This is a genomic window from Devosia indica, assembly GCF_003056405.1.
GTDB lineage: Bacteria > Pseudomonadota > Alphaproteobacteria > Rhizobiales > Devosiaceae > Devosia > Devosia indica.
In genome coordinates this window covers 22445-37157 of record NZ_PYVZ01000019.1, presented here as the reverse complement: position 1 = coordinate 37157, position 14713 = coordinate 22445, and the positions used below count along the sequence as shown (strand labels likewise).

The 14713-nt window shown below is 61.6% G+C and carries 14 protein-coding genes; 10 read left to right on the top strand and 4 right to left on the bottom strand.

The window, feature by feature from the left end; all coding sequences use genetic code 11:
- Positions 1 to 30: 30 nt before the first annotated feature.
- Positions 31 to 489, top strand: coding sequence for an NUDIX hydrolase (locus tag DDE76_RS16455; RefSeq protein WP_104893879.1), 459 nt, complete (start codon positions 31 to 33; stop codon positions 487 to 489).
- A gap of 31 nt (positions 490 to 520) precedes the next feature.
- Here DDE76_RS16455 and DDE76_RS16450 read toward each other — a convergent pair whose 3' ends face one another.
- Positions 521 to 2020: an inorganic phosphate transporter gene (locus DDE76_RS16450; protein ID WP_104893880.1), complete on the bottom strand. Its 1500-nt coding sequence runs from the start codon at positions 2018 to 2020 to the stop codon at positions 521 to 523.
- A gap of 389 nt (positions 2021 to 2409) precedes the next feature.
- Between DDE76_RS16450 and DDE76_RS16445 the strand changes: the two genes are divergently transcribed.
- From DDE76_RS16445 to DDE76_RS16425, 5 genes are all read left to right on the top strand, one after another.
- On the top strand, positions 2410 to 4179 hold the full coding sequence (locus DDE76_RS16445) for an acetolactate synthase 3 large subunit (RefSeq protein WP_104893881.1): 1770 nt from the start codon (positions 2410 to 2412) through the stop codon (positions 4177 to 4179).
- Positions 4180 to 4200: 21 nt separating this feature from the next.
- Entirely contained in the window at positions 4201 to 4755 is a 555-nt protein-coding gene (ilvN, locus tag DDE76_RS16440) for an acetolactate synthase small subunit (RefSeq protein WP_104893882.1), read from the top strand.
- A gap of 94 nt (positions 4756 to 4849) precedes the next feature.
- The gene (locus DDE76_RS16435) at positions 4850 to 5590 is read left to right on the top strand and encodes a pyridoxine 5'-phosphate synthase (protein WP_104893883.1); all 741 of its coding nucleotides are present in this window, start codon (positions 4850 to 4852) and stop codon (positions 5588 to 5590) included.
- Between the two features lie 232 nt (positions 5591 to 5822).
- Positions 5823 to 6437, top strand: a complete 615-nt coding sequence (locus tag DDE76_RS16430; RefSeq protein ID WP_104893884.1) for an NADPH-dependent FMN reductase — start codon at positions 5823 to 5825, stop codon at positions 6435 to 6437.
- Between the two features lie 156 nt (positions 6438 to 6593).
- On the top strand, positions 6594 to 8516 hold the full coding sequence (locus DDE76_RS16425) for a potassium transporter Kup (RefSeq protein WP_104893885.1): 1923 nt from the start codon (positions 6594 to 6596) through the stop codon (positions 8514 to 8516).
- A gap of 9 nt (positions 8517 to 8525) precedes the next feature.
- Here DDE76_RS16425 and DDE76_RS16420 read toward each other — a convergent pair whose 3' ends face one another.
- Both DDE76_RS16420 and DDE76_RS16415 read right to left on the bottom strand, forming a co-directional pair.
- Positions 8526 to 8981, bottom strand: a complete 456-nt coding sequence (locus tag DDE76_RS16420) for a hypothetical protein (RefSeq protein WP_104893886.1) — start codon at positions 8979 to 8981, stop codon at positions 8526 to 8528.
- A gap of 108 nt (positions 8982 to 9089) precedes the next feature.
- A complete protein-coding gene (locus tag DDE76_RS16415; protein ID WP_104893887.1) occupies positions 9090 to 10211 on the bottom strand; it encodes an NADH:flavin oxidoreductase/NADH oxidase in 1122 nt (373 codons plus the stop codon).
- 153 nt (positions 10212 to 10364) lie between these two features.
- Here DDE76_RS16415 and DDE76_RS16410 point away from each other — a divergent pair, with 153 nt between their 5' ends.
- The gene (locus DDE76_RS16410) at positions 10365 to 11249 is read left to right on the top strand and encodes an alpha/beta hydrolase family protein (RefSeq protein ID WP_104893888.1); all 885 of its coding nucleotides are present in this window, start codon (positions 10365 to 10367) and stop codon (positions 11247 to 11249) included.
- Between the two features lie 16 nt (positions 11250 to 11265).
- Here the strand turns inward: DDE76_RS16410 and DDE76_RS19635 are convergent, their stop codons facing one another.
- Positions 11266 to 11454, bottom strand: coding sequence for a hypothetical protein (locus DDE76_RS19635; RefSeq protein ID WP_157955864.1), 189 nt, complete (start codon positions 11452 to 11454; stop codon positions 11266 to 11268).
- A 193-nt stretch (positions 11455 to 11647) separates the two neighbouring features.
- On the opposite strand from DDE76_RS19635, the gene DDE76_RS16405 reads away from it, so the two are divergent.
- The 3 genes from DDE76_RS16405 (at position 11648) to ilvC (ending at position 14685) form a co-directional block, all read left to right on the top strand.
- A complete protein-coding gene (locus DDE76_RS16405; RefSeq protein ID WP_104893889.1) occupies positions 11648 to 12841 on the top strand; it encodes a GGDEF domain-containing protein in 1194 nt (397 codons plus the stop codon).
- Positions 12842 to 12983: 142 nt separating this feature from the next.
- Complete coding sequence (locus DDE76_RS16400) at positions 12984 to 13631, top strand: TetR/AcrR family transcriptional regulator (protein ID WP_104893890.1); 648 nt, start codon at positions 12984 to 12986, stop codon at positions 13629 to 13631.
- 31 nt (positions 13632 to 13662) lie between these two features.
- The gene (gene ilvC, locus DDE76_RS16395) at positions 13663 to 14685 is read left to right on the top strand and encodes a ketol-acid reductoisomerase (protein WP_104893891.1); all 1023 of its coding nucleotides are present in this window, start codon (positions 13663 to 13665) and stop codon (positions 14683 to 14685) included.
- The last annotated feature ends 28 nt before the right edge of the window (positions 14686 to 14713 follow it).

Genomic DNA, 14713 nt, shown 5'->3' with positions numbered 1-14713 from the left:
TGTCGACTCGAACATGTGCCGTTGAACGATATGCGCGACTTACTGAAACATTGGAGCCCGCGGGTCGAAACCGCATCGGGCCTGCGCCAATCGGGCGCCTTGCCCTATGCGATCGTTGAAGGTCGCATGGCGTTCCTGCTGATCACATCGCGCCGCAGCGGCAAGTGGATCTTCCCCAAGGGCGCCATTGAACCTGACATGACGCCCTGGGAGAGCGCCGCCATCGAGGCGCAGGAAGAGGCAGGCGTTTTGGGTGAAATCTCCAGTGAAATCATCGGCACCTACCGGACCGGTGCTGGCGGGAACAATGTCGGGCTGGTCGATGTCGATCTCTATCCACTGCGCGTGACGCAGCAGCTCGACGACTACAAGGAAAAGGGGCAGCGCATGCGCCATTGGGCGACATTGTCCGAGGCGCGCCGCCTGCTGGCCGACCAGACTTTGGGGCGCCTTGCCGTGGCCCTGCACAACCGGATGATTTCGAGCTAAAGCGGCTCCGTGTCCTGAAGGATTTGCTGCCCTAGGGGATCACCAGGCTCAGGCCAAAATAGAGCGATGCCGAAACCAGTGCCGAGGCGGGGACGGTAATCACCCATGCCGCTGCAATGGAATAGACATGCTGGCGGCGTACCAGCATGCGCGTCTCGACGCGGCGGGCATTGGCCAGCGCCGCTTCCGGTGTGGCATTGAGCTGGCTGGGGTCGACGAAGCGGGCGTTGATCGGCACGGCGGTGCCCTCCATGTCGCGCCGCGAGATGTATTCTCGCAGAAATCCGACGCCGAACACTGCGCCCACGGCAATGTGGGTGGAGGATACGGGCATGCCCAAAGCCGATGCAATCAGCACGGTGACGGCAGCCGAAAGCGCGGCGCAAAAAGCGCGGATCTCGTTGAGCTTGGTGATCTGCTCGCCCACGGTGCGGATGAGGCGGGGGCCGAACAGGGCCAGGCCGAGCGATATACCGATGGCGCCAATGGCCAGGACCCAAAAGGGCAGGGTGATGCCAGAGACCTCGCCGTGACCGGTCTGGATGGCGGTGACGATGGCGGCAAAGGGGCCGATGGCATTGGCCACGTCATTGGCGCCATGGGCAAAGGAAAGCAGCGCGGCCGAGACGATCAGGGGCAGGCGGAACAGCGCGGCCACGTGCTTCTTGCGGTTTTCCATGTGACGCGATTGGTGGCGGACCCAGGGCATGGCAGCAACCCAGCCCAGCGCACCCAAGGCAATGCCGAGCGGGATCGTCACGCCCCAGCCAGGCTTCCAGATGCGGCTCAGGCCCTTGGTGGCCAGATACATGGTGAAGATGCCGGTCATCACGGCCACGAATATCGGCACCCAGACGCGCGCCGAGGTGATCTTGTCGAGGCGCGTGGTGATGGTCATGCGGATAATGACCAGGAACACAGCCGCGATCAGGCCCCCCATGACCGGGGAGATGACCCAGCTTGCTGCTACGGCGGCAATGGTGGGCCAATTGACGATGGCGAAGCCGGCCGACGCGATGCCGGAGCCGACGACGCCGCCGACAACGGCGTGGGTGGTGGAGACCGGGGCGCCGACATAGGTGGCCAGATTGACCCAAAGGGCCGAGGCCAGCAGGGCCGCCATCATCACCATGATGAAGGTGCGGCCTTCCATTTCGGGGGCGATCAGCAGGTCGCGCGCGACCGTGTTGACCACATCACCGCCGGCCAGCAAGGCGCCGGCCGCCTCGAACATTCCGGCGATGACCAAGGCGCCCACCATGGTCAGTGCGCGGGACCCAACGGCGGGACCCATATTGTTGGCCACGTCATTGGCGCCGACATTGAGAGCCATATAGCCGGCGATCAGGGCGGCGATGACCACGACATAGGTGCCTGGCCCGTCGCCCATGGCAAAGGCGGCCCAGACGCCCACCAACAGCAGGAAGACCAGTGCAATACCGGGTGCGGCCAGCGATCGGCTCAGATGATGGGTGGCGTTCTCGAGGCCCGAAAACCGCTGCAGATCCTTGTCGAGCGCGCTTTTGCTCATGTCACCGAACTGTCATATATCGTGTTGGCTCCGCCTTAACATCTCAATGGCGTGCTGCCAGCCCCCATTTGCGTCCGAAACATGGCTGTGCACGGGAATCCCGGCTTGCGGGCGGCAATGGGTGCATGGCGGCTTGACTTTGGCGTGACAGTGCTTCTATCAATGCCCCGTCTAGAATTTTTGGAGCGGTCCAGTGCGGGCACTCATTCTCGTAGTACGCAGGCGCATCGGCAACGTGGGGTAGAACCCCGCGCGAAAGCTGGTGCGCCGAACACAGGTCCCGAATGGGGCCTTTTTTATTGCCTTTTTTCCTCAAGAGCGGAAACACAGGCGGCAGGTGAGATAGAGGCCCCGCTGGGAGGGGCGAAAGAGTTAGGAAGGGCTGAGCAATGGCCGAGAAGATGACCGGCGCGGAAATGGTGATACAGGCGCTGACCGATCAGGGCGTGGAGCACATCTTCGGATATCCCGGTGGTGCTGCGCTGCCGATCTATGATGCCATGTTCCAGCAGGATTTCGTCAAGCACATCCTGGTGCGCCATGAACAGGGCGCGACCCATATGGCGGAGGGCTATGCCCGTTCGACCGGCAAGCCCGGCGTGGTCCTGGTCACCTCCGGTCCGGGCGCGACCAACGCGGTCACCGGCCTTACCGACGCGCTGCTCGATTCCATTCCGCTCGTCTGCATCACCGCCCAGGTTCCCACGACGCTGATCGGCACCGACGCGTTCCAGGAATGCGACACGGTCGGCATCACCCGCTCCTGCACCAAGCATAATTACCTGGTCAAATCGATCGAGGATCTGCCGCGCATCCTGCACGAGGCTTTCCTCATCGCCACCACGGGGCGCCCGGGTCCGGTGGTCATCGATATTCCCAAGGATATCCAGTTTGCCGTGGGCGAATATTTCCGGCCCGAGGCCGAGACGCTGCGTCACCAGTCCTATCGTCCGCAGGTCGATGGCGATCTGGCGGCGATCGAGACGGCCATTGATCTGATGCTGAAGGCGGAACGGCCGATCTTTTATACCGGCGGCGGTGTCATCAATGCCGGTCCGGAGGCCTCGGAAAATTTGCGCGAGCTGGCGGAACTGACCGGCTTCCCCGTGACCTCGACCCTGATGGGGCTGGGCGCCTTTCCGGCCTCCAATCCGCAGTGGATGGGCATGCTGGGCATGCACGGCACCTATGAAGCCAATATGGCGATGCATGATTGCGACGTGATGATCAATATCGGCGCGCGCTTCGATGACCGCATCACCGGCCGCATCGATGCGTTTTCGCCCAACAGCACCAAGATCCATGTCGATATTGATCCGGCGTCCATAAACAAGGTGGTGCAGGTGCATGTTCCCATTATCGGGGATTGCAATCGCGTGCTCGAGGAGATGATCCGCATCTGGCGCAGCCGTACCAATGCGCCGCGCACCGAAGCCATTGCCGGCTGGTGGACGCAGATCCAGAAGTGGCGCGATGTCGGTTCGCTCAACTTCAAGAACTCGGACACGGTCATCAAGCCGCAATGGGCCATTCAGCGTCTGTATGAAGCGACCAGGAAGCAGTCCAAGGAGGTGTTCATCACCACCGAGGTGGGCCAGCACCAGATGTGGGCAGCCCAGCATTTCCACTTCGACCAGCCGAACCACTGGATGACGTCGGGTGGCCTGGGCACGATGGGCTATGGCCTGCCTGCAGCAGTCGGGGTGCAGGTAGCCCATCCCGACGCCCTGGTGATCGACATTGCCGGCGAAGCCTCGGTGCAGATGACCATGCAGGAACTCTCGACGGCGGTGCAGTATCGCCTGCCGGTCAAGATCTTCATTCTGAACAATGAGCGCATGGGCATGGTGCGCCAGTGGCAGGATCTGCTGCATGGTTCGCGCTATGCGCATTCCTATTCGGAATCGCTGCCCGATTTCGTCAAGCTCGCCGAGGCCTATGGGGCAAAGGGGATCAAGTGTGACACGCCGGCCGAGCTCGACGCTGCGATTGCCGACATGCTCGATCATGACGGCCCGGTGCTGTTCGACGTGCTGGTCGAGAAGGACGAGAACTGCCTGCCCATGATCCCGTCGGGCAAGCCGCACAACGAGATCATCCTGCCCGATACGGCCAATATCGGCGACATCATCGACGAGAAGGGACGGCAGCTGGTCTAGGCCGCCGCGGAGGACAAAGACATGAACGCACATTTGCAGCCCACCGGTTCAGCCTATTTCCTGACCCAGGAAACCCAGCTTTCAGAACGTCATACCCTTTCCGTTCTGGTCGACAACGAGCCAGGCATTCTTGCCCGGGTGGTCGGCCTGTTCTCGGCGCGTGGCTTCAATATCGAAAGCCTGACCGTCAGCGAGACCGAACACGACAAGCGACTTAGTCGCATCACTGTCGTTGTGATCGCCACGCCCAAGGTGCTGGTGCAGATCAAGGCTCAGCTTGAGCGGCTGGTACCGGTGCATCGTGTGCATGATCTGACTGCCGAAGGCGCCTATCTCGAACGCGAGCTGGCACTGATCAAAGTCAATGGGACCGGGGACCATCGTGCCGAGACGCTGCGCCTGGCCGATGCTTTCCGCGCCCAGATCGTGGATGCAACGGTGGAAAGCTTCGTCTTCGAGGTGACCGGCAAACCGTCCAAGATCGACAGCTTCATCGCCCTGATGCAGCCGCTGGGATTGGTCGAAGTGGTCCGCACGGGCCTTGCCGCGATCAATCGCGGTCCTGAGGGGATGTAATCAGTGAGACGCTGATCGCTCTCATCACAAGGTTCGATTGGGCGAGGCGCCCAGTCTGGTGTATGGCAGGGCCCAGTTCTATCGAGTTCCTGCCATGACTTTGCTTTCCGTCAATCTCAATGCCGTCGCGCAATTGCGCAATCGCCGCGATCTGCCCTGGCCGAGCGTGACGGGAATCGCGCGCGTGGTGCTCGATGCCGGGGCGAGCGGGATCACCGTGCATCCGCGTCCCGACGAGCGGCATATCCGGCGCATGGATGTGTTCGAATTGTCGGACGTGCTGCGCGCAGACTACCCAGGGGCCGAGTTCAATATCGAGGGTTATCCAAGCGAGGATTTCCTCGCGCTGATTGAACAGGTGAACCCGCAGCAGGTGACCCTGGTGCCGGATGACCCGGCGCAGGCGACGTCTGACCATGGCTGGGATTTTGCCGGCAAGGGCAATTTTCTCCGCTCGGTGGTGCAGCGGCTGAAGCGGCCCGACCGGCGGATTTCGCTGTTCTGCGATCCGGATGCCGGAGCAGCCGGCATTGCGGCGGCAAAAGCCACCGGGGCGGATCGGGTCGAACTGTTCACCGGTCCCTATGGTGCCTGTTTTGACGATGCGGAAGAGGCCGGGCGGCAATTGTCGGCCTTGGCGGTGACCTGCCGGGCGGCACTGAATGCGGGTCTGGGAGTGAATGCCGGGCATGACCTGACGCTGCTCAATCTGCCGGCTTTCCAGAAGGCGGTGCCAGGGGTCGCGGAAGTGTCCATTGGCCACGGAATCACGGCGGACGCGCTTTTGATGGGTTTTGCCGAGGCGACGCGGCGGTACATCGCTGTGCTGGCCTGAGGCGATTGTTCGCTCAGGGAGAACACTTCGTGCGTGCAATGAAGGCAATGACCCCGATTTAAGGCAGCCAAACTGTCCTGAATACGGAAATTGCTTGGATTTCTTATACTTACATGAATGTAACTGGGGCACGGTGATGTCCCCGGCTGACAATTCCGTGCCCTCTTGAGGCTTTTCGTGACAGGCACATATATCGCCTCAGTTACGATTTGTTACCAAGGAGGGCACTCAAATGTCCAAGCTCAAGATCGGCGTCATCATCTCATCCACCCGTCCCACCCGTTTCGGCGAAGTGCCGGCCAGGTGGATCCTGGACAAGGCCAATGAACGCCCGGAAATCGAGGCCGAGCTGATCGACCTGCGCGATTTCAACCTGCCGTTCTTCGACGAAGCCGCTTCCAACGCCTGGATGCCTTCGCAGAACCCTGAGGCTGTTCGCTGGCAGAACAAGATTTCCGAATTTGACGGCTTCATCTTCGTTGTCGCCGAATACAACCGCGCCATTACCGGTGCGCTCAAGAACGCCATCGACCAGGCCTATGTGAACTGGAACAAGAAGGCGTTCGGCGCTGTCGGCTACGGCACTGTGGGTGCTGCCCGCGCCATCGAGAACCTGCGCACCATCGGTATCGAACTGCAGATGGTTTCGACCCGTTCGGCCGTGCACATTGCCGGCGCCGATTTCTTTGCCGTGCATCCGCTGGGCCAGCAGAACAAGCCGATGAGCGAGATCGAAGGCTCGATCGGCAATTCGGCCAATGACATGCTCGACCAGCTCGTCTGGTGGGCAGAGGCCGCAAAGGCCGCCCGCGAGGAAGAAAATTCGGTCTCGGCTGCGGCAGAGTAAGCAGCAGGCATAACCAGCCTTGGCTAGGTAAAAGGGGCTGTCCCGTCGGGGCAGCCCCTTTTTGCATGTGGACTATTCAGGTCACCGGGTGTTGTTTGTGATGGGTGACGGGTGTATAGCGGCGCCCGCCCTGAAACAGCGAGAGCCCCAAAGCTCATGACGCAAGCGGAAACTGCCGGCGCTCCAGCCGGTGACGTGGCGACCGAACAGGCCGGCCACGGCAAATCGAGTCTGCCGCTCCTCACCCTGGGGGCCATTGGCGTGGTCTATGGCGATATCGGCACGAGCCCGATCTACGCATTCCGCGAGGCCATGGCGGTGCGTCCCGGCGTTGCGGCGACCGGGACGGAAGTGCTTGGCCTGCTGTCGCTGATTGTGTGGGCCTTGGCCCTTACTGTGGCGTTCAAGTACGTTTTCTTCGTCACCAGGGCCGACAATAATGGCGAAGGTGGCACGCTCTCGCTGATGGCGCTGGCGCGCAAGACCTTCGAAAAGCCGCCCGTATGGATCACGGCGCTCGGGGTGGCCGGTGCAGCGATGTTCTACGGGGACGCCATGATCACCCCGGCCATTTCAGTGCTGTCGGCGTTGGAAGGGTTGGAGCTGGTGGCGCCAAATATGTCCCGCTGGGTGGTGCCCATTACCCTGGTCATTATTCTGGGGGTTTTCTTCGTGCAGCGTTTCGGCACGGGCAAGGTGGGGGTGGTGTTCGGCCCGATTACCGCCGTGTGGTTCCTGGTGATGGGGAGCATCGGGCTTTACCACATCGTCCAGAACCCGTTCGTGCTTTGGGCGCTCAATCCTTACCACGCAGTCGAATTTCTGGCGACGCACGCCAATATCGCCTTTGTGGTGATGGGCGCGGTCTTTCTCGCCGTGACCGGCGCGGAAGCGCTGTATGTCGATCTGGGGCATTTCGGGCGCAAGCCTATCGTGCTGGCCTGGTTCGGCCTGGTGTTTCCGTGCCTCCTGCTCAATTACTTCGGGCAGGGCGCCTTCGTGCTCAATGTGGGGCCGGAGAATGTGGTCAGCCCATTCTTCGAAATGCACCCTGACTGGGCGCTTGGCCCGTTCGTCGTGTTGGCCACGATGGCAACGATTATTGCCAGCCAGGCCGTGATCTCAGGTGTTTTCAGCCTCACCCAGCAGGCCATCGCGCTCAATCTTTTGCCGCGCATGATCGTGCAGCACACCTCGCAGGACCAGCGCGGCCAGATCTACATGCCCCAGATCAACACCATCATCATGATCATGGTGCTGATCATGGTGGTAAGCTTTGGCAGTTCGACAGCGATCTCGGCTGCCTACGGTATTGCTGTTTCCGGCATCATGGTCGTGACGCTGGCGCTGTTGATGGTCGTGATGCGCCGCAACTGGAAGTGGCCGCTGGGCGGGGTGATCGCTTTCGGCCTGCTCTATGTGGTGATCGACGGCGGCTTCTTTGCCGTCAATTCGGCCAAGATCGCGCAAGGTGGCTGGGTGCCGGTCGCTGTCGCACTGTTCGTGTCGCTGCTCATGGTGAGCTGGATGACGGGCCGAAACCGGCTGGCGGAAAAAACCCGCCGCGATGAAGTGCCGCTTGAATTCCTGGTCGAGAACCTCGCCAAGAAGAAGCCGACAGTCGTGCCGGGTACTGCCATCTTCCTCACCAGCGACGTCGAGGGCGCGCCCACCGCGCTGCTGCATAGCCTCAAGCACTACAAGGTGCTGCATGAGCAGAACGTCATCCTGACCGTGCGCACCTCGACCTCGCCGCGCGTGCCGGACGATGAAAAGGTGACCATCGACGCCTATAACGAATTGTTCTTCCGCGTGGTGGTGACCTTCGGTTTCATGGAAGAGCCGAACATTCCCAAGGCACTGGCGCTGGCCCGCAAGCTGGGCTGGAAGTTCGACATCATGTCGACCTCGTTCTTCCTGTCACGCCGTTCGCTCAAGCTGGGGCAGAAGTCCGGTCCGATCCGGTTCTGGCAGGACCGGCTGTTCATCCGGTTGGCGCGCAATGCCAGCGATGCGACCGAGTATTTCCACATTCCCACCGGGCGTGTAGTGGAAATCGGTACGCAGCTCATCATCTGAGTTCAGAGTTCAGGAATGAGGCCCGCCGGGCCTCATTTTTTGCATGTCGGGACAGAGATAGGGCACGCTGGCAGGGGCAAAGCGCTGTTCCTCGACGCCGCCGACGAGCTTGAGGCTGAGCACCAGTTCGTCGCTGGTGAGCAAGGCAATGTCGGCATTGATGGTCATGCCGTCCTCGTCCCAGGCAATTTCGGTCTCGGAAAGCTGCTGCCAGTTGGAGAGGCGATAGGTCTCCCAGCAACTGTCGGACACCATGGTGCCATCGGCCAGGAAGATGTGCATGACGCCGGGCAGGGTGTCGCTGCCGTCCTGCCGCACCCAGACCCGGTTGAGCAGCGGATTGTCCTCGCGCGCTTCAGTCTCCTCCGCCGCCGGTTCCGTATCCTGGGCCATGGCCGGCACGGCGGCACAGGTACCAACGCCCCAAACGGTCATCAGCGCGAAAATGGCGGTCTTGGTATCCATCAATCGTCTCCCTGCACTGCACCACACTTGGGCATCACTCTTGCGTGCGACAAGAGTGATCGTCCCAAGGCGGCGAAATTTGGTTCGCGCCGTGACCTTGTGGAGGCCTTATGCGCGCAGGCCCAGCACTTGGTCGCGCCCGGAGACGCGCTGGGTCTGCACCGGCCAGAGATCGTAGTCCTGGTCGAGTACGCGGGCAGCATGGGCGGCCCAGTTGGGATCGTCCAACGCGCCGCGTGCCAAGGCGATGAAATCGGCTTCGCCGCGCTGCAGGATGGCTTCGGCCGCTTCGATGTCGCCCAGCAGGCCGACAGCCATGGTGGGGATGTCGGCGCCCTGCTTGACGGTCTTGGCGAATGGCACCTGGTAGGCCGGGGTCGAGGCAATGCGCCCCTGGGCCATGCCGCCGCTGGAGCAATCAATGGCATCGACACCGCGCGCCTTGAGTTCGAGGGCCAAAGCGACGCTGTCTTCGGGGGTCCAGCCGCCCGGCGCATTGTCACTCACCGAGAGCCGGGCCAGCAGCGGCTTGTCGTCCGGCCAGACGGCGCGCACCGCCTCGGTGACTTCGAGCACCAGGCGCATGCGGTTTTCGCGGCTGCCGCCATATTCATCGGTGCGGTGGTTCGAGAGTGGAGACAGGAACTGGTTGAGCAGATAGCCATGTGCGGCGTGAATTTCGATGGTGTCGAAGCCAGCCTTTTCGGCGCGAATGGCTGCCTCGACAAAGCCGTCCTTGACCCGCTGGATGCCCGCCTTGTCGAGTTCAGTCGGCACCTGGAATTCAGGATTGGCCGGATCGTGCGACTCTGCGCTGGGGGCCACGGGCTGCCAGTGTTCGTAACCGACCGCGCGTCGCCGCTCCTCGCTGGCAAGGTCTTCGGGCGTGTGCCAGGACACCGGGGTCGAGGCTTTGCGTCCGGCGTGGGCAAGCTGGATGCCGGCGGCGGCGCCCTGGCTATGCAGGAAGTCGACAATGCGGGCCAGGGGCGCGATCTGTTCGTCCTTCCACAGGCCCAGATCGGCGTAGGAAATGCGCCCTTCGGGTACGACCCCCGTGGCTTCCACGATCACCAGCCCGAAGCCGCCCAGGGCGAAGCGGCCCAGATGCACGAAGTGCCAGTCATTGGCGAAACCGTCGATGGCCGAATACTGGCACATCGGTGCGACCACGGTGCGGTTGCGCAGGGTCAGGCCGCGCAGGGTGACGGGTGAAAGCAATTTCGACATTGGCAAAGTCCTTGGCCGGCTGGAGGCTGGTTAGAATATCCCCTACATGGCCTTTTCCCGCTTCATCGGCAAGTGCCGATGATTGAAAGCTGTGTTGCGAATGACGCATTTCCGTGAATAGCTCCTGCTCTGGACGTCAGAGCGGGAATCGCCATGCCCATCACTGCAAGCCGTTTTCGTGAACACCTGGGGTTTGAAGATCGCGGCGTGACGCGCCTGGACAAGCGCGTTGAACCCATGGGCGACTATGTGGTCGAGCACCTGCAATTGCGCATTGGCGATGCCGAAGTGCGGGGCATTCTGACCCGTCCTGCCGAGGTCGCTGCGCCGCTGCCCGCCATTCTCTACGGGCATTCCCACGGCGGTCGGTATGATGTCGGCGCCCGCGAACTGCTCGATGGACGCGAATATCTGGTCAGTCCGCTGGGCCCGGTCTTCGCCCGCGCCGGTTATGTTACGCTGTGCATCGACATGCCAGTCTTTGGTGAGCGCGCCAATGTCACTGAAAGCGCGGCCGCCAAGGCATTGCTGTGGTACGGCCAATCGCTGTTCGGCGAGATGCTGTCCGATCACGCCGCCGCGCTGACCTATCTGGCGGGGCGTGATGACGTGGATGCGTCGCGCATCGGGGCCTTCGGCCTTTCGATGGGCTGCGTGCTCAGCTATTGGCTGGCGGCGCTGGACAAGCGCATTGCGGCCGTGGCGCATCTGTGCTGCTTTGCCGATTTCCGCACCATGGTCGAACTGGGCGCGCATGATGGGCATGGCATCTATCTGACCGTGCCGGGGCTGCTCAAGGAAGCCGATGGTGGATCGATCGCCGCGCTGATCGCGCCGCGCCCGCAGCTCATCTGCGTTGGGGAGGCCGATCATCTTAGCCCGCCGCAGGCCGTGGCGCGCGCCATGGACGAATTGCGCCCCGCCTATGCGTCCGCACCGGACAAGCTCGAATTCATCAGCGAGCCTGGCGTTGGGCACGAGGAGACGCCGAGCATGCGAGCGGCGGTGTTGCGTTTTTTCGAGCGCTATCTGGGGTAGAGGCTTGGGCTAAGGGCTAGCCGATGCCGATGAGATCGAGGGCTCGCTGCTGCAGGTCCGGATTGGTCCAGAGCATATAGCCGCCAAAGACCAAGGCGGCGATCAGCGCCAGACCGAACAGTTTCTTCATCACCGAAAAGACCAGCCAAAGCAGGATCGCGGCACCGATGCCGAGGACGAGAAGGCTGGACATGTCAGTCGGCATGGGCGGGGCCTCTATTGCGCGGGTTGCGGCTGTCTAGGAGAGGGGCGTGCCCAGATTGTGGCAAGGGGTGAAGGTGCCTACCGCAAACACGGGTTCGGTGCGGTTTGCAAATTCCGATTAACCTATTGGCGTAACCCAATATAGAAACTTGCCGGGTCTGATTGGGGAAACTTGCCGCAATCGGGGGACCGGCATGGGTCTCGACATATCGACATTATTTGTCGCCAACATCTTCGTGCTGGTCATTTCGTCATTGGCCTATGTGTCGGTGTTCGCGCGAAACCGAACAGACCGCTACTGGCTGTACTGGATCAGTGCCAATCTGGCGCTGGCTATGGCATTGGTGGTCTATCTGGTGTGGCCAGACCTGCCGGTTCACTTGGCCATCTGGCCTGACGCCATGCTGGTCTTTGGCTTTGCGCTCCGCTACGCGGCGGCGCGCAGCTTCGCCGGTCGGCCCGTAAGGCTGCGTTTATTCGCCTTGCCCCCGCTGCTGGTTGTCGCGGCCAACCTGGTCAACAGTCAGTCGATCAATTTCGGACTGACCAATGTCATGTTGACGGGCCTTGCGCTTGCGGTGGCCTGGGAGTTCTGGCGCGACCATGCCGACAGGCTGATTTCTCGTTTCGGGCTGGTATTCGTCTATGCGCTGATAGCCGTGTCATTTGCTGCTCGTGCCGGGCAGGGGGTGTTGGCGGGCGATCAGGTCCAGTCCTACATCCCCTATGACGTGGTTTTGGAAGCGCACCTGCTGGTGGCGATGATCCATGTCATCGCTGGGAGCCTGTTCGTGCTGTCGCTCGCTTCGGAGATCTCCGCTGATGCCTTGCGCGAAGCGGCGAAACGCGACCCCCTGACCGGATTGCTGAACCGCCGTGCTTTTGATGCGCTGCTCGCGGATAACCTCGCCCGTGGACAAGTCGGTCTGGCGGTGGTGGATATCGACTTCTTCAAGTCGATCAATGACCGGTATGGTCATGCGGTGGGTGATACTGTGCTCAAGGCAGTGTCGAAGGCCCTGCTGGATGCAGTTGGTACGTGTGGCGAAGTTGCCCGCATCGGGGGTGAAGAATTCGCGCTTGTAATGAACCCGGTCGACGCTGCCAGTGTCGGTACCATTGCTGATGCCGCCCGACGGGCCGTTCAGGATTGCAGGGTGCTGCATGACAACGAACAAATTGCAGTGACGGTCAGCATTGGTGTTGCCTATACCGATCTTGCGGGACTGACGGCCGATGCATTTCTCGAATGTGCGGATCGTGCCCTTTATCGCGCCAAGGCCAATGGTCGCAACGTATGCAGGGCCGGACTGGATCCGCTGGGGTTGGCGAAGCATCGTGGCGGTGTTCCGCGAGATCGTGCCGGCTTCATGACCATTGCCAGCTAGGCCAATCCCCGATCACAATCGCGGTCGTCCACATCCGCAAAAATCGCTTGCAACGAACCGTACCGTACGGTACGCCACTTCGAACGAAGAGACGTCGAGACAATCGGCGGCAAGAGATTTTTCGCAGAAGAGGTAAGGTCCCGTGGCCCTGGCCATCAAGGTCAACGAAGAGACATTCACCCCCCGGCAGCAGGCAGTGCTGACGGCGGCGCTGGATCTGCTCGTCGAGAATGGCGACGGGCTGACCATGACGGCGGTGGCGCGGCGCGCCTCCTGCTCGAAGGAAACACTCTACAAATGGTTCGGCGATCGTGACGGGCTGCTCACCGCGACGGTGCAGTGGCAGGCGGCCAAGGTGCGCATGCCGTTCGTTGACCGCAGCCATCTCAATATCAAGGCCTTGCGGGCCAGCCTCGAGCAATTTGCGCGTGATCTCTTGACCACCATTGTCGGCGAAGTCTCGATTACCCTCAATCGCACGGCCATTACCCATGCCGCGCAGGAAAAGGACGATCTGGGCAATATCGTGCTGGAGAACGGGCCCATGGCCATTCGCCGGCGCCTGAAGCCGATCCTGGAAGCGGCGCGCGATGCGCGCCTCTTGCGCTTCCCCAATAGCGAGGAAGCCTATCGCACTTTCTTTGGCCTGGTCGTGCGCGACGTGCAGATCCGTCTGCTGCTCGGCGACAAGGGGCTCACCCAATCCAATGTCGAGGCGAACATCGAATCCGATGTGAAAGCCGCGGCGGACCAGTTCCTGACCCTTTATGGGGTCAAGGCAAATAGCTGAAACAAATCGCAAATTCTCAGGGAGACCCCCAATGCGCGTCTATTACGATCGTGATGCCGATCTGAACATCATCAAGTCCAAGAAGGTGGCCATCATTGGCTATGGCTCGCAGGGCCATGCCCATGTGCTGAACCTGCGCGACTCGGGCGTCACCAATGTTGCCGTGGGCCTGCGTCCCGGTTCCGCCTCGGCCAAGAAGGCTGAGGGCGAGGGCCTGAAGGTGATGAGCGTTGGCGAAGCGTCTGCCTGGGCCGATGTCATCATGCTGCTGACTCCCGATGAGCTGCAGGCCGATATCTACAAGGAGCATATCGAGCCCAATATCCGCGACGGCGCTGCGCTGGCCTTCGCCCATGGCCTCAACGTGCATTTCAACCTGATCGAGCCCAAGTCGACCGTCGACGTGATCATGATCGCGCCCAAGGGCCCGGGCCACACCGTGCGTGGCGAATACCAGAAGGGTGGCGGCGTGCCGTGCCTGATCGCCGTGCACCAGGACGCGTCGGGCAATGCCCATGACATCGCGCTGGCCTATGCCTCGGGTGTTGGCGGCGGCCGTTCGGGCGTCATCGAGACCAATTTCCGCGAAGAATGCGAGACCGACCTGTTCGGCGAGCAGGTCGTGCTTTGCGGTGGCCTGGTTGAGCTGATCCGCGCCGGTTTCGAGACGCTGGTGGAAGCCGGCTATGCACCGGAAATGGCCTATTTTGAGTGTCTGCACGAAGTGAAGCTGATCGTTGACCTGATCTACCAGGGCGGCATCGCCAACATGAACTACTCGATCTCGAACACCGCCGAGTGGGGCGAATATGTCACTGGTCCGCGCATCATCACCTCGGAGACCAAGGCCGAGATGAAGCGCGTGCTGCACGACATCCAGTCGGGCAAGTTCACCTCCGAGTGGATGCAGGAAATCAAGTCGGGCGGCGGCGCCCGCTTCAAGGCCACCCGTCGCCTGGCCGACGAGCATCCGATCGAGGAAGTCGGCACCAAGCTGCGCGACATGATGCCGTGGATCAAGGCTGGCGCCCTGGTCGACAAGGCGAAGAACTGATCCTCGCTTCTGCGATGGAGTAATGGAA

Coding starts and splice junctions, on each gene's coding strand:
- DDE76_RS16405 (WP_104893889.1), top strand. CDS start 11,648: ATGGGTCTCGACATATCGACATTATTTGTCGCCAACATCTTCGTGCTG.
- DDE76_RS16430 (WP_104893884.1), top strand. CDS start 5,823: ATGTCCAAGCTCAAGATCGGCGTCATCATCTCATCCACCCGTCCCACC.
- DDE76_RS16410 (WP_104893888.1), top strand. CDS start 10,365: ATGCCCATCACTGCAAGCCGTTTTCGTGAACACCTGGGGTTTGAAGAT.
- DDE76_RS16420 (WP_104893886.1), bottom strand. CDS start 8,981: ATGGATACCAAGACCGCCATTTTCGCGCTGATGACCGTTTGGGGCGTT.
- DDE76_RS16425 (WP_104893885.1), top strand. CDS start 6,594: ATGACGCAAGCGGAAACTGCCGGCGCTCCAGCCGGTGACGTGGCGACC.
- ilvC (WP_104893891.1), top strand. CDS start 13,663: ATGCGCGTCTATTACGATCGTGATGCCGATCTGAACATCATCAAGTCC.
- DDE76_RS16450 (WP_104893880.1), bottom strand. CDS start 2,020: ATGAGCAAAAGCGCGCTCGACAAGGATCTGCAGCGGTTTTCGGGCCTC.
- DDE76_RS16415 (WP_104893887.1), bottom strand. CDS start 10,211: ATGTCGAAATTGCTTTCACCCGTCACCCTGCGCGGCCTGACCCTGCGC.
- DDE76_RS16455 (WP_104893879.1), top strand. CDS start 31: ATGCGCGACTTACTGAAACATTGGAGCCCGCGGGTCGAAACCGCATCG.
- DDE76_RS16445 (WP_104893881.1), top strand. CDS start 2,410: ATGGCCGAGAAGATGACCGGCGCGGAAATGGTGATACAGGCGCTGACC.
- DDE76_RS19635 (WP_157955864.1), bottom strand. CDS start 11,454: ATGCCGACTGACATGTCCAGCCTTCTCGTCCTCGGCATCGGTGCCGCG.
- ilvN (WP_104893882.1), top strand. CDS start 4,201: ATGAACGCACATTTGCAGCCCACCGGTTCAGCCTATTTCCTGACCCAG.
- DDE76_RS16435 (WP_104893883.1), top strand. CDS start 4,850: ATGACTTTGCTTTCCGTCAATCTCAATGCCGTCGCGCAATTGCGCAAT.